The organism is Streptomyces sp. LARHCF249 (assembly GCF_052871255.1).
Window position 1 is genome coordinate 51,080 of record NZ_JBIXJQ010000008.1, and the last position, 24,682, is coordinate 75,761.

The following is a 24,682-nucleotide window of genomic DNA, read 5'->3' on the forward strand; positions in this document are numbered from 1 at the left end:
TTCCTGTTATGAGTGCTGAACCGCGTCCCGAGAAGCCCGTGAAGCCGGCCAGGCCGGCGGGCCGGTTCCGCCGGATGATTGAGCGGCTGTCCACCTCCCAGGAGGAGCTGCATTCGGCGGAGCTGCAAGAGGACGCAGAAGCCGCGGGGTGCACGCGGATCTGCGACTGCCACGACCGGCAGATAGTCAAGGTGACCGGAACCCTGCGTACGGTCACTCTGCGGCCCCGCGCCGGCGTCCCCGCCCTGGAGGCGGAGCTGTTCGACGGTTCGGCCGCGCTGGACGTGGTGTGGCTCGGGCGTCGCTCGATCGTGGGAATCGAGCCCGGCCGGCGCATGATCGCCTCCGGACGGATCTCCATGAGCCACGGCCGCCGGGTGCTCTTCAACCCGAAGTACGAACTCCGACCGCTCGGACAGGAGCACTGACCGGTGACGTCATTCGACAAACCGACCACCCCGGAACCCGCCGCGGTCTCCGGCCCACCCGCCGATGACCAGGGCGCGGTGACGCAGGCGGCGCTGTTCGACGCCTTCGGAGGCATCCGGGGCACCGTGGAGACGATGCTCCCCGGGCTGCTCTTCGTCATGATCTACACGATCAACCGGGACGTGAAGCTCTCCGCGATCGCGGCGGGCGCGGTCGCGGTCCTGCTGGTGATCGTGCGGCTGCTGCGCAAGGACACGGTGAAGCATGCCTTCAGCGGGGTCTTCGGCGTGGGCGTGGGCGTGGCCTTCGCCCTGTTCACGGGCAGCGCGAAGGGCTTCTACCTGCCGGGCATGATCTACGGCGCCGGGCTGGGCGTGGCCTTCACGGTCTCGGCCCTGGCGGGCTTCCCGCTGCTGGGCGTGATCCTCGGGCCGGTGTTCAAGGAGAACCTGTCCTGGCGCACCCGCAACCCCGGCCGCAAGAAGGCCTACACCAAGGCCAGCCTGGCCTGGGGGATCATCTTCCTCGCCAAGTACGCGATCCTCTTCCCGCTGTACTGGTGGGGCGACGCGACGCAGCTGGGCTGGGTCCTGATCGCGCTGAAGCTTCCGCCGATGGTGCTCGCGGTGTACTTCACCTGGGTCTTCCTCGCGAAGGCCCCGCCGCCCATCGACGTGATCGCGGAGTGGGAAGCCAAGGAGGCCGCCGAAGCCGCCGCCCGCGAGAACCGGGCCTGAGCCGGCCCGGCCGCACGAAGGGGGCGGGGCGACCGGTCCGGTCGCCCCGCCCCCTTCGTCGTCCAGAGCCTGCCCGCTGGGCTACCGGCGGGCCTGGAGGAGCTCCTCCAGCTGCTCCTCCCGGGCCTGCGCGGCCACGAAGAGGAGCTCGTCACCCGGCTCCAGGGTCTCCTCCCCGTGCGGGGTGAGCACCCGGTTGCCCCGGATGATGGTGACCAGCGAGGTGTCCTCGGGCCAGGAGATCTCGCTGATCTGGGTCCCCGCGACCGAGGAATCCGGCGGCAGGGTCAGCTCGACGAGGTTCGCGTCGCCGTGGCTGAAGCGCAGCAGCCGCACCAGGTCGCCGACGCTGACGGCCTCCTCGACCAGGGCCGACATCAGGCGCGGCGTGGACACCGCGACGTCGACGCCCCAGGACTCGTTGAAGAGCCACTCGTTCTTCGGGTTGTTGACGCGGGCCACGACACGCGGCACCCCGTACTCGGTCTTGGCGAGCAGCGAGACGACGAGGTTGACCTTGTCGTCGCCGGTCGCCGCGATGACCACGTTGCAGCGCTGCAGCGCCGCCTCGTCCAGCGAGGTGATCTCGCAGGCGTCGGCCAGCAGCCACTCGGCCTGCGGCACCCGTTCCACCGAGATGGCGGTCGGGGCCTTGTCGACCAGGAGCACCTCGTGGCCGTTCTCCAGCAGCTCGCCCGCGATGGAACGGCCCACCGCGCCTGCCCCGGCGATCGCGACTCTCATGCGTGTGCCTCCTCGGGCCCCTCGGCGAAGGCCGCCTCGACCTTTTCGATCTCGTCCGTGCGCATCATCACGTGGACGAGGTCGCCCTCCTGGAGGACGGTCGCCGACGTGGGCAGCATCGCTTCACCCAGGCGGGTGAGGAAGGCGACGCGGACGCCCGTCTCCTCCTGGAGCTTGCTGACCTTGTGCCCGATCCAGGCGGGCGAGGCGTGCACCTCGGCGAGCTGCACACCGCCGCTCGGGTCGCGCCACAGCGGCTCGGCGCCCGAGGGCAGCAGCCGGCGCAGCATCTGGTCGGCGGTCCACCGTACGGTGGCCACGGTGGGGATGCCGAGGCGCTGGTAGACCTCGGCGCGCTTGGGGTCGTAGATGCGGGCGGCGACGTTCTCCACGCCGAACATCTCGCGGGCCACGCGGGCGGCGATGATGTTGGAATTGTCACCACTGCTGACGGCGGCGAAAGCGCCCGCCTCCTCGATTCCGGCCTCCCGCAGGGTGTCCTGGTCGAAGCCGACCCCGGTGACGCGGCGGCCGCCGAATCCGGCCCCCAGCCGGCGGAATGCGGTGGGGTCCTGGTCGACGACGGCGACCGTATGCCCCTGCTGTTCCAGGGTCTGCGCGAGGGCGGAACCCACTCTTCCGCAACCCATGATGACGATGTGCACGGCCGTCCTTCCGGCTGTCAGCGGCTCGCTGGTTTCCAGCCTCATTGCATGCTCTGGTTTAACAGGGTCTCAGACCATGGCCCAAGCTACACACGGGCGGTCACGAGTGTGACCTCTTGCCGTGCAGTCGGTGTGCACTGCGGGTGTACACGAGGAGGAATTGCGACGGGATTGCAGGGAGAAGGGGTGGGGGGTTCGTCAGTCCGATTTCCAACGCTTACGATCCTCTGCGTGTCCAAACTGACCGACGTGCCCAAACGGATCCTGATCGGCCGGGCGCTACGCAGCGACCGCCTCGGAGAAACACTCCTTCCCAAGCGGATCGCCCTACCCGTCTTCGCCTCCGACCCGCTCTCCTCCGTGGCATATGCCCCGGGCGAGGTCCTGCTGGTCCTGTCGATCGCGGGCGTGTCGGCGTACCAGTTCAGCCCGTGGATCGCCGCCGCGGTCGTGGTGCTGATGTTCACGGTGGTCGCGTCCTACCGGCAGAACGTGCACGCCTACCCGAGCGGCGGCGGTGACTACGAGGTCGCCAACACCAATCTCGGGCCCCGGGCAGGTCTCACAGTGGCGAGCGCCCTGCTCGTCGACTACGTCCTGACCGTCGCCGTTTCCATCTCCTCCGGAGTCGAGAATCTCGGCTCCGCCGTCGATTTCGTCATCGAGCACAAGGTGCTCTCGGCGATCGTCATGATTCTTCTGCTCACGCTGATGAATCTGCGGGGCGTGAAGGAGTCCGGAAGTCTCTTCGCCATCCCGACCTACGTGTTCGTCGGGGCCGTTTTCGTCATGATCGCCTGGGGCGCCTGGCGGGGCATCGTCGTCGGCGACACCATGAAGGCCCCCACCGCGGACCTCGAGATCAAGGCCGAGCACCAGGGCCTGGCCGGCTTCGCGCTGGTCTTCCTCCTGCTGCGGGCGTTCTCCTCCGGCTGCGCCGCCCTCACGGGCGTCGAGGCCATCAGCAACGGCGTCCCCGCCTTCCGCAAGCCCAAGAGCAAGAACGCGGCCACCACCCTGCTGCTGATGGGCGGCCTGGCCGTCACCATGTTCTGCGGGATCATCGGCCTGGCCATGGCCACGAACGTGCGGATGGCCGAGAAGCCCGCCCAGGACCTGCTCAGCAACGGCGTCCCCGTCGGTGACGGATACATCCAGAACCCGGTGATCTCCCAGGTGGCCGAGGCCGTCTTCGGCAAGGGCAGCCTCCTGTTCATCGTGCTCGCCGCGGCCACCGCGCTGGTCCTGTTCCTGGCCGCCAACACCGCGTACAACGGCTTCCCGCTGCTCGGCTCGATCCTCGCCCAGGACCGCTACCTGCCGCGCCAGCTGCACACCCGCGGCGACCGGCTCGCCTTCTCCAACGGCATCGTGCTGCTGGCGGGCGCCGCCATGCTGCTCGTGTGGCTCTACGACGCCGACTCGACCAAGCTGATCCAGCTCTACATCGTCGGCGTCTTCGTCTCGTTCACGCTGAGCCAGATCGGCATGGTCCGGCACTGGAACCGCCACCTGAAGTCCGAGCGCGACCCGGCCGCCCGGCGCCGGATGCACCGCTCCCGGGCCATCAACACCTTCGGCGCCTTCTTCACCGGCATGGTGCTGGTCGTCGTCCTCGCCACCAAGTTCACCCACGGCGCCTGGGTCGCCCTGCTCGGCATGGTGATCTTCTACGCCACGATGAGCGCGATCCGGAAGCACTACGACCGGGTCTCCGCCGAGATCGCCGCCGCCGAGGGGCCGAGCGACGACAGCGTGCGGCCCTCCCGGGTCCACTCGATCGTCCTGGTCTCCAAGGTCCACAAGCCCACGCTGCGCGCCCTGGCCTTCGCCAAGCTGACCCGCTCGGACACCCTGGAGGCGCTCAGCATCAGCGTGGACCAGGCCGAGACCAAGGCGCTGCGCGAGGAGTGGGACCGGCGCGGGATCAACGTCCCGCTCAAGATCCTCGACTCGCCGTACCGGGAGATCACCCGCCCGGTGGTGGAGTACGTGAAGGGCCTGCGCAGCGAGAACCCGCGCGACGCGGTCAGCGTGTACATCCCGGAGTACGTCGTCGGGCGCTGGTACGAGCACCTGCTGCACAACCAGAGCGCGCTGCGGCTCAAGGGCCGGCTGCTGTTCACGCCCGGTGTGATGGTCACCTCGGTGCCCTACCAGCTGGAGTCCTCGGAGCTCGCCAAGAAGCGGGCCAAGAAGCGCCAGGAGTGGAACGCCCCGGGCGCGGTGCGCCGCGGTCCGGTGGACACCCCGCGCCCTCCCAGGGAGCCGTCCGCGAAGGGCTGAGCAGGTTGGTGAACGGCCGGACGAGATCCACGTAAACTGGTGGGTCGGTCGTCCGGCCGTTCCTTTTTGATCCACTTCCTTGGAGTCTCCCCACCATGACCGAGCAGAACGAGAAGCAGTCACTGGTCGGGGAGGAGTACGAGGTCGAGGTCGGCCCCGTCGCACACGGCGGGCACTGCATCGCCCGGACCGAGGACGGCCGCGTCCTGTTCGTGCGCCACACGCTGCCCGGCGAGAAGGTCGTCGCGAAGGTCACGGAGGGCGAGGCCGACTCCCGCTTCCTGCGCGCGGACGCGATCACGGTCCTGGAGGCCTCCAAGGACCGCGTGCCGGCCCCCTGCCCGTACGCCGGCCCCGGCAAGTGCGGCGGCTGCGACTGGCAGCACGCCAAGCCGGGCGCCCAGCGCCGGCTCAAGGGCGAGGTCGTCGCCGAGCAGCTGAAGCGGCTCGCCGGGCTCACCCCGGAGGAGGCCGGCTGGGACGGCACGGTCATGCCCGCGGAAGGCGACAAGCTGCCGGCGGGCCAGGTCCCCCAGTGGCGCACCCGGGTCCAGTTCGCCATCGACGAGGACGGCAACGCGGGCCTGCGCAAGCACCGTTCGCACGACATCGAACTGATCGACCACTGCATGATCGCGGCGCCGGGCGTCACCGAGCTCGGCATCGAGAAGCAGGACTGGCCCCAGATGGCCTCCGTCGAGGCCATCGCCGCCTCGGGCTCCCACGACCGCCAGGTGGTCCTCACCCCGCGCCCCGGCGGCCGCCTCCCCCTGGTCGAGCTGGACAAGCCGGTCTCGGTCCTCCGGGTCGAGGAGAAGGACGGCGGGGTCCACCGCGTCCACGGCCGCCCCTTCGTCCGCGAGCGCGCCGACGGCCGCACCTACCGGGTCGGCATGGGCGGCTTCTGGCAGGTCCACCCGCAGGCCGCCGACACCCTGATCAAGGCCGTCATGCAGGGCCTGATGCCGCGCAAGGGCGAGATGGCCCTCGACCTCTACTGCGGCGTCGGCATCTTCGCGGGCGCCCTCGCGGAACGCCTCGGTGAGACGGGCGCGGTACTCGGCATCGAGTCGACGAAGCGCGCCGTCGAGGACGCCCGCCACAACCTGGCGGACTTCCCCCGCGTCCGGATCGAGCAGGGCAAGGTCGAGCAGATCCTCCCGAAGACCGGCATCACCGAGTGCGACCTGGTCGTCCTCGACCCCCCGCGCGCCGGCGCCGGCAAGCAGACGGTCCGCCACATCGCGGGCCTCTCCGCCCGCCGCATCGCCTACGTGGCCTGCGACCCGGCCGCCCTGGCCCGCGACCTGGGCTACTTCAAGGAAAACGGCTACAAGGTCCGCACCCTCCGCGTCTTCGACCTCTTCCCGATGACCCACCACATGGAGTGCGTGGCCATCCTGGAGCCCATCGCCAAGACCGCCTGACCTGCGCCCGTGCGGAGGACCTGGGGCGCCCGCTGACCTTCACATCGGCCGGCCGCGTCAGCGCGTACGACTGGGCCGGCATTCCCGTACTCGCCGGAGGGGCCCGCTTTCGGGTACTCGCTCAATGCCTGTGGTTGGCGCTATCTCGGGGCTGTGGAGAGTGAGTGAACCGGCCCGCTCCGCGTCGGGTGACAGAGTGTGTACGACGTCAACACAACCGTCACTCACGCGGCTGTGTATCGACGGTATACGGTGTTCGTATGGCAGACAGTGGCACCGCACCATCGACATCTTTGGTATCAGGTTCTGAAATCGCCCGCCTGGCGGGGGTCACACGCGCTGCTGTGTCCAACTGGCGACGTCGCTACGAGGACTTCCCTCGGCCGGCGGGCGGTGGGGCCGGCAGCCCTTTGTACGCACTCGTGGAAGTGCAGTCGTGGCTGGAGAAGCAGCACAAGGGGCAGGACGTCACAGGTGAGGTCAGGCTCTGGCAGGCACTTCGGGTCGCCTACGGGGAAGAGATGATCAGCGGCCTTGCGGACATCGCGCGCCATGTGGCGGGCGCCCAGCCCACAAGGGTGCTCGCTCGGGACGTCGTGCAGCTGGTGGATGCCCTTGTCGCTGCGGACTCCGCAAGCGAGGTGATGGCCGGGCTTGTGGGTCGGTTCGTCGACTCCAGACGCCGATCCGGTTCGGATCAGGTCACCTCTGAGCGGATCGTTCGGGCCGTATGCCATTTTGCCGGGCCTCTCGAGACAGGTTCCACGGTGTTCGATCCTGCTTGCGGCATCGGCACTCTGCTGCTTGCTGTCGGACCCGCCCAGGGGCTGACACGAATCGGTCAGGACATCGATCCCCACAGCGCTACCCTGGCGCAGCTCCGTGCCGAACTGGGCGGCCGCACAGACGTCACTGCTGTAGACGGTGACTCATTGCGCGCCGACCGATGGCCGAAGCTCAAGGCCGACCTCGTCGTGTGCGATCCCCCTGTGGGCGTCACCGACTGGGGGCGCGAGAGGCTGCTCCTCGACGCTCGCTGGGAGCTGGGCACGCCGCCTCGGGCCGAAGGCGAACTGGCCTGGCTGCAGCACGCGTATGCGCACACCAAGCCTGGCGGGCGTGTCCTCATGGTTATGCCGGCCTCAGTCGCCTACCGGAAAGCGGGCCGCCGTATCCGCGCGGAGCTGATCCGGCGCGGACTCCTCACTCAGATCGTTGCCCTGCCGGCCGGAGTCGCCTCCTCGCACGCCCTGCCCGTCCAACTGTGGCAGCTCACTCGCCCGCGCACGCCGCAGGAGGCGTTCTCCGCGGTACGGATGGTCGACCTCTCCGGCAACGGTATGGACGGGTCGCTGGAACCCGAACCGGCTCAGGTCGTCGACGTGCCGTTGATCGAGTTGCTGGACGACGCCGTCGACCTCACCCCGGGGCGGTACGCCGCGGCATCGCACCGCGACTACTCAGCCGAGTATGCGGCGCTCCGCGAGCAACTGGAGGTGCAGATGGGCCTGCTGAGCACGCTCCTGCCCGATCTCACCCCCGGCCAGGGGGCCGGATCCCTGGACGGGCCGATGGTCAGCGTCGCCGAGCTGGCCAGAGCGGGTCTCGTCGAGTACTCAAACGCAGAGCCGGTATCGGCCAGCGAGCAGCTGGACACCAATTACCTGCGCGGGTTTCTGCGCAGTGCGGCGAACGTCCGCCGTTCGACCAGCGCCAGCGGGACTTACCGAGCGGACGGCCGGGGAGCCCGCATTCCACAACTGGACATCGAGGAACAGCGCCGGTACGGAAAGGCCTTCAAGGCGCTCCAGGAGTTCGAAGAGCGGTTGCGAGCGGTGGCGGAACTGAGCCGGCAGGCGGCCGACCTCGCCCGCGACGGCCTGGGCAACGGGGCTCTCTCACCGACGCCGGAGGGGACCTCCTGATCCCGCTGCGCCGGGCGAGTGCTCAGCGGCCGACGGCCTCGGGAACGAACGCACTCGGCCGCCCACTCCAGGACACTTGCAGGGCCTCACGTGCCCGGGTGCACGCGACGAACAGCAGGCAGCGCTCACGCAGCAGGTCGGAGTCGTGCTGGAGGGCGTCCACCTCGGCCGGTGTGACCTCGCGGCTGAAGGGCAGGGCGCTTGCCGTCACCCCGAGGACGGCCACACACCGGAACTCCAGGCCCTTCATGGAGTGCATGGTGGCCAACCGCACGCCGGCGGTGTTCGGACCCGGGTTGTCCCGAACCCGTACCACCGGGATTCCGGCCGCGAGCAGCCTGTCGTACGCCTTGTCGAGAAGGATGTTGAAGCGGGCGCAGACCCCGATCTCGGAGGGGCGTACGCCCTGCGCGATCCACTCCTCCACCCGCTCGACGAGAGCCGAAATCTCGGCCTGCTCACTCTGGTGGCTCCGCACACTCGGCCTGCGGCCGTGCAGCAGGGAGTGGTAGCCGGTCAGGCTGTCCGTGCCCTCACCACCGAGATCGCCGACCGGGATCTGCGACAAGATACCGGTCGACCAGGCCAGAATCTCCTCTGTGCTGCGGTAGTTGATGCGCAGTCGGCTGGCGCGTCCGGTCACCGAGATTCCCAGCGAACCGAGGGAGACCTTCGAGTCGTAGATCCGCTGGTGCGGGTCGCCGGTGAGGAACAGGTCGTCGCTGCCGGCCGTGACCGCGGCGCGCAGCACCCGCCACTGGGCCGGGTGGAGGTCCTGTGCCTCGTCGACCACGACATGGTCGTATCCAGGGCCGGCTTCCGTCAGGAGCCGGGCGGCACGCGCGCAGATTTGTAGGTGGGTGGACTTCGACGATTCCCGGAGCAAGGACTCGAACAGCTCGAGTGTGGGCCACAGCCGCTTCCGCTGAGCCGTGGACAGGGCACTGCCGCGACCCCTGCGAGACGCCGCGAGATAGTCGTCCAGGCCGCGGATGTCCTGAGCCAGGACCACGTGTCGGTACTCCTGCGAGAGGAACTGCTCCGTCCACGGCACGCCGCACTTCTTGATGGCCTGCTGCCACAGGGCCAGCTCCTCCCGGTCGCCGAGGAGGGAGGGCGCCGCACCGGCGAGATCCCCGACGATGCGGTGGGCGAATGCGTTGACCGTGGTCACATCGACGCGGGCGAGCAGAGCCTCGTCACCGTCCAGCAACAGGGACAGGCTCTCGCGCAGCGAGGCGGCCAACGCGTTGGTGTAGGTGGTGAGCAGGATTCGGGTGCCGGGCGAGCGGGACAGCAGGTGCTTGACGCGGTGCAGCGCCACCACCGTCTTGCCGGTCCCCGGGCCGCCTGTGACCTGAACCGGGCCGCTGTACGACATCCGGTAGGCGACCCGGCGCTGCGACGGGTGCAGGAACACCCGCCAGGCCGCGAACGGCTTCTCCAGGATGTCGGTCAGTTCGTCCGGGCCGGTGACCAGAGTGATACGGCTGGTGGTGTTGGCGATCACGACGGCGAGGGACTCGTCCGGGTCGGGGCCGGCGTCCGAGGGGCGGCGCACGGCGACGACGTCCCGGTACACCTCGTCCGGGGTGAACCCCTCGGCCAGGTACTGCAGTGCCTCGAACTGGTCCTCCGGCAGCAGCGTCCCGAACGCCTCCAGCTGCGGCTTGTCGATGACGGTGCGCACCGCCCGCAGGACCTGCTCGTCGATTCCCAGATCGCGCAGTACGGTGTCCGAGTACCCCGCGAACAGCAGGGACGGTGCGTCGGCGGCGGCCTTCTCCAGCGCCGGGGTCAGCTGCTCGATGGCGACGACGTTGCGTACCTCGAGGCTCCGGGTCGCGGTGTTCGTCGTGTAGAGCCGCTTCGCGGCCCAGGTATAGGCGTCGTCGTGCGGAACCACATTGACGAGCAGGAACACCTCACTGCCGTCATCCGGCGCGAGGACGACCCCACGCCAGAAGTCGTTGATGCGGATGGTGCGCATCCGGCGGTCACGGGCCTTGTCCACGGATTCAAGGTGGAGGCCCTTGTCGGCATAGAGCTCTGCGACCGTCAGCTGCTGGAACTTGCTCATCGCCTTGCGCACGCCGGCTCGGACCGGCTTCTCGAGGACCTCGAAGCTCTCCCAGAAACTGCTGGCGAACGCGAGCTGCGGCACGATGTGTACTCCCCACCCTGGACGGACACTCCGGAGTCGATCATAGGGTGGGGGAGGTGCTGCGCATCTGTCGAGTTACGGCCGCTACATCTGCGAGCAGACCGGTGGGATCCTGGTCGAGGTCCAGAGCATGCTGGTGGATGACGGTCCCCGCATGACGGACACGGTGGGCGGTGTGCGGGGCATTGCCCTTGGCGTAGACGAGGTGACCCTCGGGCAGTCCGAGCGCGGTGCAGTAGGCCAGCATCTGGTAGAGATCCGCATCCGGATAACCGTCCCGTTTCTGCGCCTTGTACTTGGCGTCGGCCACCGCCATGGGGAGGCCGTCGGGTCCGTAGGCCACGAAGTCGGGACGCATGCGGATCTCGGCGGCCTCGTCGAGGTGGTGGGGGTCCTGGAGGCGTCCGGTCAGCCCGCTACCGCTCAGCGCCTCGCGCATCGCGACCGTCACGAAGTCCTCGAACAGTCTGTTCATGTCGAACAGGAAGCCGTCCACGTGCAGGGATCCCGCCGTGTGCTCCGCGGACGAGCCGTCCAGCACGACCCGGGCCAGCCGGAGTGCCGGGTGGTAGCGGGCGTTCAGCCGGTTCGGGAACCAGGCCGGCACCAGATGCCCCCGTACCACGGGGGTGACATCGGCAAGACGGCGGCGCTGGTGATGCAGCCTGCGGCGTACCTCGTGAGGCACGGCGGGCAGCCGCAGCAGCCGCTCCACGGCCGCGCGCAGGATCCGGTTCTCCGCGATGTCCGTGGTGAACTCGTCGTACGCCACCTCGACGGGCAGCGCCGCACCGAAGCGGCGCCGTATCTGCTCGGCCTCGCGGATCCGGCCCCGTACGACGAGGGAACTCTCCTCGGTCGTCCGGTATCCCTGCAACAGCCCTCGGCGCAGTGCCCGGTCGATCTGCCGTTCCACCGCGTGCGCGAGCGCCGGCAGCAGATCGCGGTGTTCCGCCACCTCGACCTGCCCGTCCCGCCAGGTGCCAGCCGGATTGAGGCTGTAGCCCAATAGGAAGAAGAGCCGGGGGATGGGCACCTTGGGTGTGACACGGAGGACGATCGAACCGCCTCCGGGCGCCGTGACGGCCACCGCGCCCACCTTGCTGCCGGCGCGCAGCAGCCAGTGGCCCGGGGTGTGCGGATCCGGCGCGGCGTCCACGATCCGGGAGGCTGCGAGGGCCCGGCCCATGGCGTCCGGCAGGGTGTGGCTGGTCGCGGGGGCGTGTTCGACCAGCTCGATGGTCTGGCTCACGCCGACGGCTCCGGCAGCGGACCCGGAAGGGAAGCCCGCAGTGCCGTGATCCCGTACCGCTTCTCGATGTCCACGTCCTCGCCGTAGTGGTGTTCCTCCAGCAGCGGAAGGATCTTCGTCCGCCAGGTGCGCTCCAGACCGCCGTCCCGGTAGACACCCTTCTTCATCAGGTACGAGGGGCCGATCCTGAAGTCCGGGTCCTCGATCCGGGAGTTCAGTACCTCCAGGAGATCCGCGGGCTCGCTGTCCCTGCCCTGCGAGGTCAGCCACCGTCGCAGCAGCCCACTGGTCGGCTGGGTCCGGGGGGACAGCTCCACGAAAGCGAACCTGCGCCGCATCGCCGCATCCACCAGTGCGATGGACCGGTCGGCCGTGTTCATCGTGCCGATCACGAACAGGTTCGGCGGCAGCGCGAAGTCGTCGCCGGAGTAGGTCAAGCGGACCGACTTGTTGCGGTACTCGAGGAGGAAGTACAGCTCGCCGAAGACCTTGGCCAGGTTGGCCCGGTTGATCTCGTCGATGATCAGGAAGTGTGGGATGTGCCGGTTACCCTCGCGCGAGGCGAGATCGGCCAGTTCGCGCAGCGGGCCGGCCGTCAGACGGAAAGCGACCTCCCGGGACTCGGGGTCCTCCTGCGGTCGGAACCCCTCGAAGAAGTCCTCGTACGCGTAGGAGGGGTGGAACTGGACCAGTTTCACCTGCTCGGGGCCGCCGCCGAAGAACTCCGCGAGCTGGAGAGCGAGATATGTCTTCCCCGTTCCAGGAGGTCCGTAGAAGACCAACTGGCGGTCGTCCCAGAGGAGATCACGAACCTCGCGCAACCACTCCGTCTCGTGTACGAGAAGCTCTGCCGCCAGCTCGTCCGTCGGCGCGGGCAGTTCCAGCTCGCGCCGGACGGTGATGGCCGGAATCTCCATGCTGGGATCCCGCTCTATGGCCTCGGCCTCCTCCGCCAGCTCCTCGTTCGTGAGTCCCAGACCGTCGATGACGGCCTGCACGGCGGTCAGCTCCACGACATCGTGCTGGATGGACAGCTTTTGCTGAAGCTCTTCCGGCAGCTCGTCGTAGGCATATCCCGTCGGCTGCCATTCCACCGGCCTCCGTAGATTCGACCGTCCGCCCTCGGACTCCGTCTGCTCTGCCTCTCCGGTGATCTGGCCGGCGTACAACCGGCCGCCTGAGATGGTGCACACGGTGTCCCCGGGCTTCATCCGGGACAGGAAGGCGTGCACGCTCTCGACGAGTTGCTGTCTTTGGCTGTACGTGGCCGTGGACTCGTAGTCCTCTTGGACGAGAGTGCGCAGATCTTCCTTGCTGATGCCCTGCTGGACGCCTTGCCGCAGCCGGGAGGCAGCCAGCGTGACGCAGCCGTCCGACAGCCAGAGACGCTGAACGAGATCGAGACCGGTCACGTTCGAGCCGCGCACCAGCCAGCAACGATTCGGGCCGTCCGCTGCCTGGCCGAGGTAGGCGGCGAGTGACTGACCATCAGCGGACTTCCACACTCCCCACCCGTTGACACTGCAGCCCATGAGGACTTCGGCGGCCGCCGACGGGGAGGAGAACTCGATGTCCCGCACTGTTTCCAGCCATCCCGGGCGTCGGCTGGACTCCCGGATGGCGCCCTCGGCGATCAGTTGCTGTCGAGTGCGGTGCGAGGGCGGTTTGCGTACCGCGAAAGACTGCACCACCTCGGCGCGGACCGGAGATCCCGCCGCCACGATGAACTTCCGGCTCCCCCTCGCGCCCTTCTCAGCCAGCAGCCTTCCCAAGGCTTCCGGCCCGCCGTTCGGCAGGCGTAGCCGAAACTCCGGGTATGCGTCGCTCATGAAACTCCCCCTGCCACCCGCGGGTCTGGTCGTGCGTGAAGCGTACGGGGAGTCACTGACGGGTGGGCGGCCGTACAGAGATCGCCCAGCTTCCTAGGATGTGCCCTGGAACGAGGAGGGGGCACATGACAGACAGAGGCACGGACGGGCCGACGGAGCGGGACTTTCAGCGGGCGCGAGCGGAGTGGCTGGAGGCCAGAGTCGGGCACCTGGCCACCGTGATGGAGGATGCCGGGCCCCGGCTGTACAAGCTGCTTCCCACCGATCTCGGTGATGGGCGGCTGGTCGCGGCGGTGGCGGTCGCGAGGTTAGCGGCGGACGAGGCGCGGGCGCAGCCCGTGGCCGAGAGCGCCGGCTGGCTGGAGCGGCTGATTCCCGGTGGGCATCTTCACGACCTCGAGGGAGGGGTACGGGAACTCCGGTCCCGTATTGCGTGGTGCGGCGAACCGGCTCTCTGGTCCTGGAATGCCAGGGGCTGGGAGGAGATGCTGCTGTGGTGGTGGCGCAGGAAACAGCCCCGTACGGGGGATCAGGCCAGGGACTTCGCGGGATGGCGGGCGCGGTGGTCGGCGGACATTCCATGGAACGGTGAGATCGACCGTCCCGAGCACGCGCCGCACGCGCACGGCCGGGGGCTCGTGACGCCCGCGGAGTTCTTCGCCGGCGAGCCGGAGCCGCTGAGACTCCTGGCGCAGGCTGTTCTCAACGGGTCGGACACCACCGCCGCGGTGCAGGACTCCGTGCTGCTGCGCGAGGAGCACCTCCAGGGCGCAGGACACCTGGAGTGGCTGGCCGAGCAGCAAGCCCGAGTCGAACAGCTCGAAGCATGGCGCCGCAGGCAGCAGGAAGGAGGGACCGAGGCCACCCGGGCTTTCCTCGCCGAGCTGTCCGAGGCCGGCAAGCGCTACATGTCGCTCGTGCTCCAGCCGGTGATCGATGCGCTCTCTGCGTGTGAGCGGTCCCTGCTGGCCGACAGCAGGCACGGTGCCCGCCGATCGGCCGCCGACTACCTGGAAGCGTTTCTCGACTCACAGGAGCAGCCAGGTGAGGAGGACTGGGACGACAGGCGGCTGAGTGCGGACGTTCAGCGGCAAGCACGGGAACACAGTCGGCAGGGCGAAGTGACGTGGCACGACACGTCCGGCACGGTCCCGGTCTGGTACCACATCGTCACCTCCCGAGAGGAGAGGGCGGCGGCGCTGGCCTACTCGGGGAGGCCCACCCCCTCTGTCGTCCGGGTCGTGACGGGTGAGGAGACCCCGATCGATGCCTTCGACCTCTTCGACGACCCCTGGGCCGAGAACGAGGAGTGGTACCCCGAGCCCGGAATCGAAGTCCGCTACGGTCCGGACAGTGCGTCGGACCTTTGCGCACTGCTTGCGCTCTGCCAACTGGGGCAGGCGCGGCTCGAGTTCCTCATGCCGCAGGCCGATGGGGATTTTCGACAGCTCCGTTCCCTGCGCGCACACATCCGCTCGGATGACGCGGTCGCCTGGCGCCGCTGGGCGCTGGGCCGTCTGGCCGAATTGGTCCCGGAGCCGGAGGACCTCGCGGAGGCGCTTGCCGAGGAGCAGGGCGGCGGCGACGGGGAAGACCGGGATGACTGGGACATGGGAGTCCCGCGTCCGCGACCGGACGGTGGCCCCGCACCCGAGCCGCCCGCCTCTGCACGGCGAATGTCGGACCGGGGACTTCCCGAGGCCCTGCTGGAAAAGGTCAGGGCACTTCTGCGCAAGGCCGAGAGCCCGGCTGCGGGCGAAGAGGAGGCCCGCGCCTACATGGCCAAGGCCACTGAGCTCATGGCCAAGTACGGCATCGAACAGGCGATGATCGACGATGCGGCCGACCAGGCCGGACCCGTGGACCGGATCATCGAAGTGTGCCCTCCCTACGTCAAGGAGGTGCGGCGCCTGCTCAGCTGGATCAGCCACGAAATGCGGTGCCGGTCCGTCTACCCGGGCGGCAAGGCGAACAAGCACCGCGTGCACCTGTTCGGCTTCGAGGCCGACATCCAGGCGGCCGAGGTGCTCTTCGCCAGCCTGCGTCTGCAGATGCTGGACGGCGCGGACCGCGCGGATCGCCTGCACCGTCCTGCCGGAGAGGACGCGCGGGCCTACAAGAGGTCCTGGATGCTCGGCTTCATCCGCGAGGTGGCAGCACGGGTTGGCGCCGTCCAGCAGGCCGCCAAGACGGACGCCGAGCGGGAAGCCGAACCGGGCGCCGGGCAGGGGGCCGACGCGCGCAGCGTGGCTCTGGTCCTCGCGGACAGGACGCACGTGGTCGAGTCGCGCCTCGCCACCAAGTACCCGAGGCTGAAGAAGCAGAACCCGACCAAGTTCAAGGGCACCGGCTACCGGCAGGGAGTCGCCGACGGGCGGTACGCGGACATCGGCAGTCCGGCCTTCGGCGAGGGAGACTGGTTCGCGTAATTCAGGCAGGGGGCCCGGTCGACGACCGGGCCAGGGTGCTGTGGGCCGGGGGAGACCTCGGCCCACACGGTTTTACCGCCGGGCGGATACGGCTCGCAGCCCCAGCGGTCGGCGAGCGCGGCGACCAGGAGCAAGCCCCGGCCGGATGCCTCATCGGGGGTGTGCCGGGGTGTGGGTGGGCGGTCGCCGCGTGCGTCGGTGACCTCGATGCGGAGCGGGCCGGCGGGGAAGTCCAGGCTGAGAGTCAGCCGGAAGGAGCGGCCGCGGACGTGTCCGTGGAGAACGGCGTTGGCGGCGAGCTCAGCGGTGATCTGCGTGGCGCGTTCCGCGACGTGGGGTGGAAGGTCCCAGCCTTGGAGCTCGGCGGTCGCGAGCAGCCGGGCGAGACGGGCGCCGCGGCGGGTGGAGGACAGGAGCTGGGTGAACCCACGCTCAGTGCAGTCGGGTTGCGGCCATGAGGGGTGCATGGCTGCCACGTTGGCGGGTGCGGGGGCTGGTTCACCAGCGGCGTACCCCGTACGCGGCGTCAGCGTACGGGCACAGCGGGTGGACAGTACGTGGCTGCGGCGTCACGCTTGGTGAGGCGGGCGTGGGATAGGCGGGGCGTGGGATCCGGAGGGTACGGCGGATGACGATCGACGACGTCGAGACGGCGGCGGGCGACTGGGAGCGGGAACCGGACCCTTCGGACGGTCTCCGGACCTTCGGGGCGGTCGTCCAGGCCCTGCGCGAGCACGCGGGCCTGAGCCGGGCCGAGTTCGCGCTCCTGGTGCGGTTCTCGAAGCACACGGTGGAGTCGGTGGAGCTCGGGCGGCGGATGCCGGACGAGGAGTTCGTGGAACGGGCGGAGGCGGCGCTGGGCAACACGGGCGCGCTGCGGAAGGCGGCCCGGCACCTGACGCGGGGCGAGCCAGGGCTGGCGGCGTGGTTCCGGCGGTGGGCGCGGCTGGAGCGGGTGGCGGTGAGTCTGTCCACGTATGAGTGCAGGCTGGTGCCGGGGCTGTTGCAGTCCGAGGGGTATGCGCGGGCCCTCTGTGAGAACGACATTCCGCCGCTCAGCAACGAGCAGCTGGAAGCTACTGTGGGCGCGCGAATGGAGCGACAGAGGCTGCTGCGCGAGAAGCCCAACAGCACGTTCGACTTCGTCATCGAGGAGGCGGTTCTCATGCTCTGCCTCGGGGGAGTTGAGGTGACGCGTGAACTACTCGATCACATAGTCGAGCTGAGCGCCTTGCGTAACACGACGCTTCAGATCATGCCTGCAGACAGTGAGCAACATGCTTGCCTTGCCGGTCCCGTGCGGTTGTTGGAAACTCCGGACGGGCGGAGGTATGCGTACTCGGAGGGGCAGGAGAGTGGTCGTTTGATCACCGACGCGAAGGAGGTCAGCAGGATCCAGATGCGCTATGCGAGACTGCGCGCGCAGGCTCTCTCTCCGAAGGACTCCACGGGCCTGCTGGAGCGGATGCGAGGAGCGCTATGAGCGGCACCGAACTGATGTGGTTCACGTCCAGTTACAGCAGCGCCCAGGGTGGCGATTGCATCGAGGTCGCCGCCACAGGGCGGGCCGTACGAGTGCGGGACTCCAAGGACGTGGAGCGCCCGCACTTCGCCGTTGGCCGCGAGGGCTGGGCGCAGTTCGTGAGGTACGCCGCGCGCGGCTGAGCCTGCGCTCAGCCGCGTGCCGGCGGTACGTCAGCCGGCCTCGGGTCGGGCCGGATGGCGCGGGCCGTGGCCCGGCGGCGGGGTGAGGGTGGACGTGTAGTTCTCGCCGTCCACGAGAGGTTTCTCCATGCTCAGGCCTGCCGCTGCCATGCGGTCGTACTCGGTGAGGACGAGGTGCTTGGTGCGGTATTCGCCGTAGCGGGCGATCTCGTTGTTCTTGAGGCCGCCGTTCTCGGTCTGGAAGGACTCCAGGATGTACTCGGTGTCCTCGCGGGAGACGCCGTAGAGGTGGAAGAAGTAGGCGTCCAGCTCGGCGCGGATCAGTGCGCGGCGCTCCGGATTCCAGATGAAGGGAGGACCGGCGTCGCCGAGGTCGCGGGCCAGGGGTTCCAGCTCTGATGAGGAGTAGATCAACTCCAAGGCTCGACTGGTGATGAACGAGGTGTGAGGGGCCAGATGCTTCGGCGTTGGTACCGGGAGCTGCTTCCACGTCATCAAGGCCATGTGGATGCCGCCGACCTTCTGGCGAGCCACAAAGTCGAACACGAGGGAGCTCTGAGCGGAGACCATGGCGGCGACATGCGAAGCGGGGCCGTCGACGAACATGAGAGGGAAAGTGTGACCAACTGCCACCTTTGGCAGGAACGCGGGAATGGCAGTTCGCTCATCCGTTGTACGTGCAACATCGCGCCACCCGAGTAGCCAGTCCCGCTCCCATGTCAACTCTTCAAGGCGCAGATCGACGCCTGCGATGGTCATCTTCTTGCCTCGGCGGACGGTAGGAATGCGGCCTGATTCCTGGATCCAATGGCGAGGAAGTGTGACGCCTGCTACGTCTTCCTTTACTTCAAGTGGGACACGTTCGTATTCATCGTTTCCAAGTCCGTAGTACTGATTCCAGCGATGATCGAAGAGGTGTGCCATCTTGCCCTCGTATAGGGGCAGCATCCGCTTTCCATCCCGTGTGAAGACGTTCCCTTCCAACTCCCATTCCGCCGCCTCGAGGGTCTTCCGATCACTGAACAGGTCATAGTCATCGGTCATGTTGAAGAAGTTTTTGAACGTGATGCGCCAGGGGTTGCCCTCTGGATTGTTCTCCTCGACCAGGACGGGCACATGGCGTTGAATGGAGGCTGTCAGATCGGCGTCCCGACGGGTACGGAACACAGGAAGCGTCCCGGTGTTCGGGTTAATGAGCGCAATCTCTTCGGGTGAAAGTGCGAAAACAGCTCTCCCATCAGAGAGCTCGTCCGGGTGCCCAAGGAAGAACGCAAAACGGGCGGCCGACTCTGTCAGGTCGCGGCCGGTGAGCGAGATAAGTGCGAACTGATAGCTGGAGTGTACAGCCGGGAACAATCTTTCCCGTCTGCCGTTCTCGAAGTCGTACAGATGCTTTACCACGCCCCGCCGCGTCAGATCCTGGAACAGGAACTGAGCCCCCGCTCCGGTGGCGATCTGGGTAGGAACCACCATTCCGCAGCGGCCCCTGGGTGCCGTGACGGATACGAACCGCTCGGTGAACAGCTGATCCGTCTGGAGTGAGTTGACGCCCTTCACAGACAGTCCCCGTCGGAGCTGTGGATACGCCCCTGACGACCCGAGGAACAGGAAGGACGACTTCACCCGGCGTCGCGCCGAGTGATAGCGGGCGCCTTCCTCAGGGTTCTCGGCAGCCCACTTCGCGATCTCAGCGCGGCGAGTCGTACCGGCGACCGCCGCGAGCCTCGGCTCGACGACACTGAAATACTTCTTGTCCTCGAAATCGACCTTGTCCCACGGCGGATTCCCCAGGACGCAGTCGAACCCCCCCGCCCACCCCGTGACCGGGTCCACGTCCGCTGCCGCAGCCGGGTCGTCCGGGACCGTGAAGACCTCGGGGTACTCCAGGTGCCAGTGGAAGAAGCGGTATTCCTCCGCCAGACGGTAGATCTCCTTATGGGTCTCCCGACGGGCCCCCGTGCCGTCGGACGAGCCCTCCGAGTCCCGCAGTGCGAGGAATACTCGCTGGGTCACCGGCGGCGGTGCCGTGTCCGTCTTCTCCCACATGAAGGCCGCGCACCACGCGTCCGCCGTGTGCAGGGCGTCGCGGTAGGCGCTGCTTTCGCCCCATGCCTGGTAGCGGCGGGCCAGGGCGCGGACCTGGGCGAGTTCGTCGGTCGGGGCCTTGTCCACCACGGCGCGCAGCTCGATGGCGAACGCCGTATTGGTGACGCTTACCGACTCTTCGAGCTCGGCGTCGAGCATGTAGACGCCCTCGCGCTGTTCCTGGTTCTCCTTTTGCCAGCGCGAGGCGACCGTCGTGTCGTCACCCTCGACCGGCTTGAACGCTTCCTTCGGGATACCACCCCGCAGCAGGGCCGGCGTTGCCCCGATCAGGCCGTTGCCGTGCTTGATGTGGCCGTCGAGGAAGCCCAGGGCCTTGCCTGGCTCCAGGGCCTCCATCCACAGCGATACCTTGGCCAGCTCCACGGCCATCGGGTTGAGGTCGACGCCGTACATACACCGGGCGACGACCTCGTGCAGGGCGTGCCGGACGCCGTCAGCGCTCGGCTCCGGCGTGGACTCGCGCACCGAAGCCACCCGCTTCGCGATCCGGCGGGCTGCGGCGACCAGGAAGTGGCCGGAGCCGCAGGCCGGGTCGCAGACGGTGAGGGAGAGGAGCTCCTCGACCACCGTCTCCACCGGGTTCAGGCGGCCGTCGGCAGCCACCCGGTCCTCGCCGCGTTCCTGCGCCGCGCCTATCACCGGGTCGAGGGTTGAGTCGAGCAGAACCTCGACCAGCGAGCTGGGGGTGTAGTACGAGCCGGTCTTCTTGCGCTCGTTGCCCAGCCGGTCCACCAGCTCGAACTTGCGCTCGCTCGCGCTGTGCTGCGGGACGAGCGAGAGGAGGGACTCGTAGATCGCACCCAGCTCCTCGGCGTCCAGAGTGCGGTAATCGACCTTGCGCCAGCGCTTCGCCTCGGTGTCCCGGACCACCGATAGATGGCGGACTGCGGCGAGGAGGTGCTTGTTGGAGAGGGAGAGCTCGTCGAGCGGGGCGTCCGCGGGGAGCTTGTCGAAGAGGCCGCCGAGCGCCGGCAGGCCCAGTTCGGGGCGGCCTTCGAGGTCGCCGAGGGCGTCGAGGACGATGCGCAGGGCCTGGTAGCGGTCCGAGTGCGAGGTGCCGTGGCGGCGGCGGGCCTGGGCGCGGAGCTGGGTCGTGGAGAAGTAGGCCGCGTAGCGTTCGCGGGATTCCGCGCTTGCCGTCGGCGGGTGGAGGGCCTGGCGGTCCTCGGCGACGAAGACGAACAGCATGCGGTAGACGAGGCGGAGCAGCGCCGCGTGGTAGGCCGTGACATCAAGCTTCTCGCGCAGCGCGGTGTTGTCGGGGTGCTGGAGGAAGCCGGTACCGAGCTCCTTGATGGCCATCCGTACGCCCTCGCCGATGTCGTCGAGGAAGCGCGCGCCGAAGCGGATCGCCGCGTCCCGCCAGACCTCCAGCCAGCATCCGACCTGGGTGCCGCCCTCGGGGCCTTCGAAGCGGGAGGCGTGCAGGAGCCGGTACAGGAGGACGAAGTCGCTGAACAGTTCGCCGTCGAAGATCGCTTCCAGGTCGAATTCGACGTACGAGACGGTGGTCAGCGCGTTGGAGTCGCGCACCAGCCGGATCTGCCGGCCGTTGCTGAGCAAGGCCCACAGGTGTTCCGGGCCGGTGCGGTTGAGGGCCTCCTGGAGGAGGGACTGCGGCGCAGGGGAGCCGGGACCGCCGCGCTTGTCGAGGGTGACGTTCCAGGCCGTGAGGTGAATCAGGGTGTGGTCGCGGCGGTGGCTGACCGGGAAGCTCTTGGTGCCGTCGGCCGACGCGATCCCGTCGGCCCCGACCGTGGTGAGCCGGCCGAAGCCGAGTGCCTCGAAGAGGGGCTCCACCCAGTTGGCGCGGGCATAGCCGGTGCTGTCGGCTCGTACGGCGGCCTCCGGTGCGGCAGGCAGCCGGTCGCGGACTTCGCTCCAGAGCGATTTGAGGTAGTCCCAGTGCCGCTCGGCCTCGTCGCGTACGGACCGAGTGCCCGGGATGCGGTAGTCGGCCGGGGCGAGGCCGCGGAGCTCCTTGGTGGCCGTGCCCTGGGAGACGCGGACCAGCATGTCGGCGGGCAGCAGGGCGCCGACCGTCTGAACCGCGGTGAACACCTGGTGGCGGGTGGTGGCAGACATCAGGCGGACACTCCGGCAGAGGCGACAGCGGGCGTGGCGGGGAGATAGACGTACGCGCCGAGGACATCGGCCGGCTTCTGCGCGGTGACGGTCAGGCCGCGGACGAACTCGCCGGTGACGGCGCGGACCCGGCGGTGCGAGGCGTCCAGCTCGGCGGCCAGCTCATCGCCGTACGCGGAGAGGTGGTCCGACACGTCGGGGAGCTGACCGAGGATGCGGGTCATGGTCCGCTCGCCGTAGTGGAAGTCGGTGTTCTCGGAGGCCGAGGCGTCCAGCAGGGCCACGGCCTCCTGCTGCGACAGCCACACCGCGTTCCTCGGGGCGCCCTGGAACGCCAGCAGCCGGGCGTCCTCCGCGACCATCTGCTTTTCACCGCTGCGGGAGGGGAGGGTCAGATGGAAGCGGTAGCGGACCAGTAGCAAGGTCGTGCGGGTGGTGACGGCGTCCGTGGTGACGACGCCACACCTGCGTGCCGGACGGGCTCCCTCGGCCTCACGGTCGAGGGCGGCGTTCAGGACGTGCGCCGCGAGCGCGCCGACGACCGGGTCGGTGCGCACGAGGGCCGCTTCGCCGCGGGTCACCGCCGGGTCGGAGCGGAAGGGGATCGGCCGGTCCTTCTCGATGATCTCCGGTCCGACGACCGGGGCGAGCGCGTCCCGCAGGCCGGCCGGGGTACCGCCGACCTGGGCAGTGAAGTCCTCCCCGTCCGGGCGGACCACCGAACCGAGCGCGCTGAGCGATTCCCGTACGAAGGTGTCGATCTCACCGGCGCTGCCCAGCGCCTGGCGGATCGTGGCGACCTCGCGCGCCACATCCTGCGGATGAATGGAACGTTGGGCGAACCGGGAACGGGATGCCTTCTCCCGCTCGGCCGCCGAATTCCAGTCGCTGTCCAGCTTCTCCGCGCTCACCTTGAAGGCATCAGCGCTGAACAAGGCGTCCTGATCGTTCCGGCCGCGCATCAGCAACCACTCCACGATCGCGTCCGTCACGCCGGTGGACAGTTCGTCCGGGACGGAGACGGAGATACCGAGATCCTTCTTGATCTGCCGGTGCTTCTTGATGAGGACTTCGAGGACCTTGCCGTCGATGCCGTTGTCGGCGCCGTACAAGGTGATGACGCGCACCTCGTCGCGCTTCTGGCCGTAGCGGTCCACACGGCCTTCGCGCTGATCGTGGCGGGTCGGGTTCCAGGCCAGGTCGTAGTGGACAACCGCGTCGAAGTAGTGCTGGAGGTTGACGCCCTCGGAGAGGCAGTCCGTCGCCACCAGGACCCTGCGGGCGGCCGGATCCGTGCCGGCCTCTTCCGCGAGCTCCTCGATCCGCTCGATGCGCTGCTGGGGGGAGAGGGTTCCGGTGACCGCGGCCACCGTGGCCTTCACGCCTCCCTTGGCCTTCAGCTTCTCCGCCACGTACTCGGCCGTCGGGATGTAGCGGCAGAAGACGATCGGGTGGTACCCGTCGGCGAGCAGGCCCTTCAGGTGCTTGATAAGGGCCTTGAGCTTCAGATCCTGCTCCGTACCCTCCAAGTCGGCCGCCCGCTGGGCGAGTTCGGCGAGGCGTGCGCCCGCCTCCTCGGTCTCTGCGCCGGGAGCCACGTCCATGCCCTCCAGCGTGTCGCTGTCGGCGGCATCGCTGTTGAGGGGAGCGCCCAGCCGGTCGGCCTCCTCGGCCGATGCTGCGATCGCCGCCGCCGAGCGGGTCACCAACGTCTTCGCCGCCGCACGTGGCGAGGACACCAGCGAGCGCAGGAGGGCGATCGCCGACCACCAGGCGATGCGGGCCTCGCGCCCGCCCTGGGCGCCGGCGGCTTCCACCCGATCGCTCGCGTAGGCGATGGCGTCGTCGAGCAGGGCCCGGTAGGCCGGGGACAGCTTGTACGTCTCGTCCTTGAAGTAGCGATCGGAGGGGAAGGCGGTCCGCTGGGCGAGGCTGTCGTCGTCGAGGCCGTCCTCCTTGGTGAGGTACGTACGGACGTCCGCCCGCTTGCGGGCCACGAAGTGCTGGGCCAGCAGCTTGCGGCCGGCCTCCGAATCCAAGTCGACCGATGCCAGCCCGGGCTTGACCAGACCCAGGAGGTTGCGGAAAGCCGACTCCTTGCCGCTGTGCGGCGTGGCCGTCACCAGGATGAGGTGGCGCTGCTCGTCCTCCGAGACGCGGCGCAGCAACTCGTAGCGGAGCTGGTTCTGGGCGCCGGCTGTCGTGTCGTCGGCTGCCACGCAGGTGTGCGCCTCGTCCACGATGACCAGATCGGGGCAGTGGCGGACGAAGTCGTCCCGGTGACGGGTCGACTTGATGAAGTCCGTCGAGACGATCACCTGCGGGTGCTTGTCGAAGAGGGACTGGCCGAGGTCCAGGTCGCGTTCCAGCCTGGAGACCGTGGAGGACAGCACCAGCTCCGCGTCGATCCCGAACTTGGAACGCAGTTCCTCCTGCCACTGCTCGGCGAGGGCCGGGGAGCAGAGCACTGCCAGCCCGGACGCCTCGCCCTGGGCGAGGAGTTCGCTCGCGATCAAGCCCGCCTCAACCGTCTTGCCGATGCCGACGTCGTCGGAGATGAGCATCCGAACGGTCTGCTGGCGCAGGGACATGAGCAGCGGCACCAGCTGGTACGCGCGCGGCTCCACCGCGATCCCGGCGAGGGAGCGGAACGGGCCGGCACCGGAGCGGAAACCGATCCGCAGCGCCGTGCGCAGCAGCCCCGCCGCGCGCTGGTCACCCAGGTCGGACGGCTCTGGCGGTGCGAACTCGGCATCCTCCACCGTCTCGAAGGCGGGGAACACTGCGGCGATGTCGTCGTCCGATCCGCCGAGGGGGCGCAGGACGAGCAGATCGGGCTTGCTCTCCGGGAGTACCACCCATTCCCGGCCGCGGGCCGTCACCAGAGATCCGGCGGAGTACGTGAGTGCCATGTGAGTCGTCAAGTCCTCGGTTGCGGG

16 protein-coding genes are annotated in these 24,682 nt (G+C 68.7%); 8 read left to right on the forward strand and 8 right to left on the reverse strand.

Annotated elements, in window-relative coordinates; all coding sequences use genetic code 11:
* The first annotated feature begins 8 nt into the window (after positions 1 to 8).
* Positions 9 to 428, forward strand: a complete 420-nt coding sequence (locus tag ACIPUC_RS23675; RefSeq protein ID WP_404955645.1) for an OB-fold nucleic acid binding domain-containing protein — start codon at positions 9 to 11, stop codon at positions 426 to 428.
* Positions 429 to 431: 3 nt separating this feature from the next.
* On the forward strand, positions 432 to 1,166 hold the full coding sequence (locus tag ACIPUC_RS23680; protein ID WP_446591954.1) for a DUF3159 domain-containing protein: 735 nt from the start codon (positions 432 to 434) through the stop codon (positions 1,164 to 1,166).
* Positions 1,167 to 1,247: 81 nt separating this feature from the next.
* On the opposite strand, the gene ACIPUC_RS23685 is transcribed toward ACIPUC_RS23680, so the two are convergent.
* Together ACIPUC_RS23685 and ACIPUC_RS23690 are read right to left on the reverse strand one after the other, a co-directional pair.
* The gene (locus tag ACIPUC_RS23685; RefSeq protein WP_446591955.1) at positions 1,248 to 1,910 is read right to left on the reverse strand and encodes a potassium channel family protein; all 663 of its coding nucleotides are present in this window, start codon (positions 1,908 to 1,910) and stop codon (positions 1,248 to 1,250) included.
* The gene (locus tag ACIPUC_RS23690; protein ID WP_446591956.1) at positions 1,907 to 2,575 is read right to left on the reverse strand and encodes a potassium channel family protein; all 669 of its coding nucleotides are present in this window, start codon (positions 2,573 to 2,575) and stop codon (positions 1,907 to 1,909) included. Before ACIPUC_RS23690 ends, ACIPUC_RS23685 begins: the two co-directional genes overlap by 4 nt.
* Before the next feature lie 231 nt (positions 2,576 to 2,806).
* Here ACIPUC_RS23690 and ACIPUC_RS23695 point away from each other — a divergent pair, with 231 nt between their 5' ends.
* The 3 genes from ACIPUC_RS23695 (at position 2,807) to ACIPUC_RS23705 (ending at position 8,213) form a co-directional block, all read left to right on the forward strand.
* Positions 2,807 to 4,861, forward strand: a complete 2,055-nt coding sequence (locus tag ACIPUC_RS23695; protein WP_446591958.1) for an APC family permease — start codon at positions 2,807 to 2,809, stop codon at positions 4,859 to 4,861.
* Positions 4,862 to 4,956: 95 nt separating this feature from the next.
* Positions 4,957 to 6,288: a class I SAM-dependent RNA methyltransferase gene (locus tag ACIPUC_RS23700; protein ID WP_446591959.1), complete on the forward strand. Its 1,332-nt coding sequence runs from the start codon at positions 4,957 to 4,959 to the stop codon at positions 6,286 to 6,288.
* Positions 6,289 to 6,548: 260 nt separating this feature from the next.
* Positions 6,549 to 8,213 carry an N-6 DNA methylase gene (locus ACIPUC_RS23705; RefSeq protein WP_446591960.1) on the forward strand — a complete coding sequence of 555 codons (1,665 nt, stop codon included), beginning with the start codon at positions 6,549 to 6,551 and terminating at the stop codon, positions 8,211 to 8,213.
* Positions 8,214 to 8,235: 22 nt separating this feature from the next.
* On the opposite strand, the gene ACIPUC_RS23710 is transcribed toward ACIPUC_RS23705, so the two are convergent.
* Genes ACIPUC_RS23710 through ACIPUC_RS23720 form a run of 3 tightly spaced genes read right to left on the reverse strand, consistent with a single transcriptional unit; the run spans position 8,236 to position 13,458 of the window.
* Positions 8,236 to 10,377, reverse strand: a complete 2,142-nt coding sequence (locus ACIPUC_RS23710) for a UvrD-helicase domain-containing protein (protein WP_446591962.1) — start codon at positions 10,375 to 10,377, stop codon at positions 8,236 to 8,238.
* 40 nt (positions 10,378 to 10,417) lie between these two features.
* Entirely contained in the window at positions 10,418 to 11,629 is a 1,212-nt protein-coding gene (locus tag ACIPUC_RS23715; protein ID WP_446591963.1) for an McrC family protein, read from the reverse strand.
* Positions 11,626 to 13,458 carry a DUF4357 domain-containing protein gene (locus ACIPUC_RS23720; RefSeq protein ID WP_446591965.1) on the reverse strand — a complete coding sequence of 611 codons (1,833 nt, stop codon included), beginning with the start codon at positions 13,456 to 13,458 and terminating at the stop codon, positions 11,626 to 11,628. The genes ACIPUC_RS23715 and ACIPUC_RS23720 overlap by 4 nt, the downstream gene beginning before the upstream one ends.
* 62 nt (positions 13,459 to 13,520) lie before the next feature.
* On the opposite strand from ACIPUC_RS23720, the gene ACIPUC_RS23725 reads away from it, so the two are divergent.
* Positions 13,521 to 15,887: a DUF2786 domain-containing protein gene (locus tag ACIPUC_RS23725; RefSeq protein WP_446591966.1), complete on the forward strand. Its 2,367-nt coding sequence runs from the start codon at positions 13,521 to 13,523 to the stop codon at positions 15,885 to 15,887.
* On the opposite strand, the gene ACIPUC_RS23730 is transcribed toward ACIPUC_RS23725, so the two are convergent.
* Positions 15,809 to 16,354, reverse strand: a complete 546-nt coding sequence (locus ACIPUC_RS23730; RefSeq protein ID WP_446592267.1) for an ATP-binding protein — start codon at positions 16,352 to 16,354, stop codon at positions 15,809 to 15,811. The two genes, ACIPUC_RS23725 and ACIPUC_RS23730, sit on opposite strands and share 79 nt — an antisense overlap.
* 161 nt (positions 16,355 to 16,515) lie before the next feature.
* On the opposite strand from ACIPUC_RS23730, the gene ACIPUC_RS23735 reads away from it, so the two are divergent.
* A complete protein-coding gene (locus tag ACIPUC_RS23735) occupies positions 16,516 to 17,370 on the forward strand; it encodes a helix-turn-helix domain-containing protein (protein ID WP_446591967.1) in 855 nt (284 codons plus the stop codon).
* The gene (locus ACIPUC_RS23740) at positions 17,367 to 17,552 is read left to right on the forward strand and encodes a DUF397 domain-containing protein (RefSeq protein ID WP_446591968.1); all 186 of its coding nucleotides are present in this window, start codon (positions 17,367 to 17,369) and stop codon (positions 17,550 to 17,552) included. Before ACIPUC_RS23735 ends, ACIPUC_RS23740 begins: the two co-directional genes overlap by 4 nt.
* Positions 17,553 to 17,582: 30 nt before the next feature.
* On the opposite strand, the gene ACIPUC_RS23745 is transcribed toward ACIPUC_RS23740, so the two are convergent.
* Entirely contained in the window at positions 17,583 to 21,743 is a 4,161-nt protein-coding gene (locus ACIPUC_RS23745) for an Eco57I restriction-modification methylase domain-containing protein (RefSeq protein WP_446591969.1), read from the reverse strand.
* Positions 21,743 to 24,655, reverse strand: coding sequence for a helicase-related protein (locus ACIPUC_RS23750; protein ID WP_446591970.1), 2,913 nt, complete (start codon positions 24,653 to 24,655; stop codon positions 21,743 to 21,745). The genes ACIPUC_RS23745 and ACIPUC_RS23750 overlap by 1 nt, the downstream gene beginning before the upstream one ends.
* Positions 24,656 to 24,682: the final 27 nt, after the last annotated feature.

Excerpts from the sequence above, each read along its gene's own strand:
- ACIPUC_RS23675 (WP_404955645.1), top strand. The coding sequence starts at position 9 with ATGAGTGCTGAACCGCGTCCCGAGAAGCCCGTGAAGCCGGCCAGGCCG.
- ACIPUC_RS23685 (WP_446591955.1), bottom strand. The coding sequence starts at position 1,910 with ATGAGAGTCGCGATCGCCGGGGCAGGCGCGGTGGGCCGTTCCATCGCG.
- ACIPUC_RS23700 (WP_446591959.1), top strand. The coding sequence starts at position 4,957 with ATGACCGAGCAGAACGAGAAGCAGTCACTGGTCGGGGAGGAGTACGAG.
- ACIPUC_RS23705 (WP_446591960.1), top strand. The coding sequence starts at position 6,549 with ATGGCAGACAGTGGCACCGCACCATCGACATCTTTGGTATCAGGTTCT.
- ACIPUC_RS23720 (WP_446591965.1), bottom strand. The coding sequence starts at position 13,458 with ATGAGCGACGCATACCCGGAGTTTCGGCTACGCCTGCCGAACGGCGGG.
- ACIPUC_RS23730 (WP_446592267.1), bottom strand. The coding sequence starts at position 16,354 with ATGCACCCCTCATGGCCGCAACCCGACTGCACTGAGCGTGGGTTCACC.
- ACIPUC_RS23735 (WP_446591967.1), top strand. The coding sequence starts at position 16,516 with ATGACGATCGACGACGTCGAGACGGCGGCGGGCGACTGGGAGCGGGAA.
- ACIPUC_RS23740 (WP_446591968.1), top strand. The coding sequence starts at position 17,367 with ATGAGCGGCACCGAACTGATGTGGTTCACGTCCAGTTACAGCAGCGCC.
- ACIPUC_RS23745 (WP_446591969.1), bottom strand. The coding sequence starts at position 21,743 with ATGTCTGCCACCACCCGCCACCAGGTGTTCACCGCGGTTCAGACGGTC.
- ACIPUC_RS23750 (WP_446591970.1), bottom strand. The coding sequence starts at position 24,655 with ATGGCACTCACGTACTCCGCCGGATCTCTGGTGACGGCCCGCGGCCGG.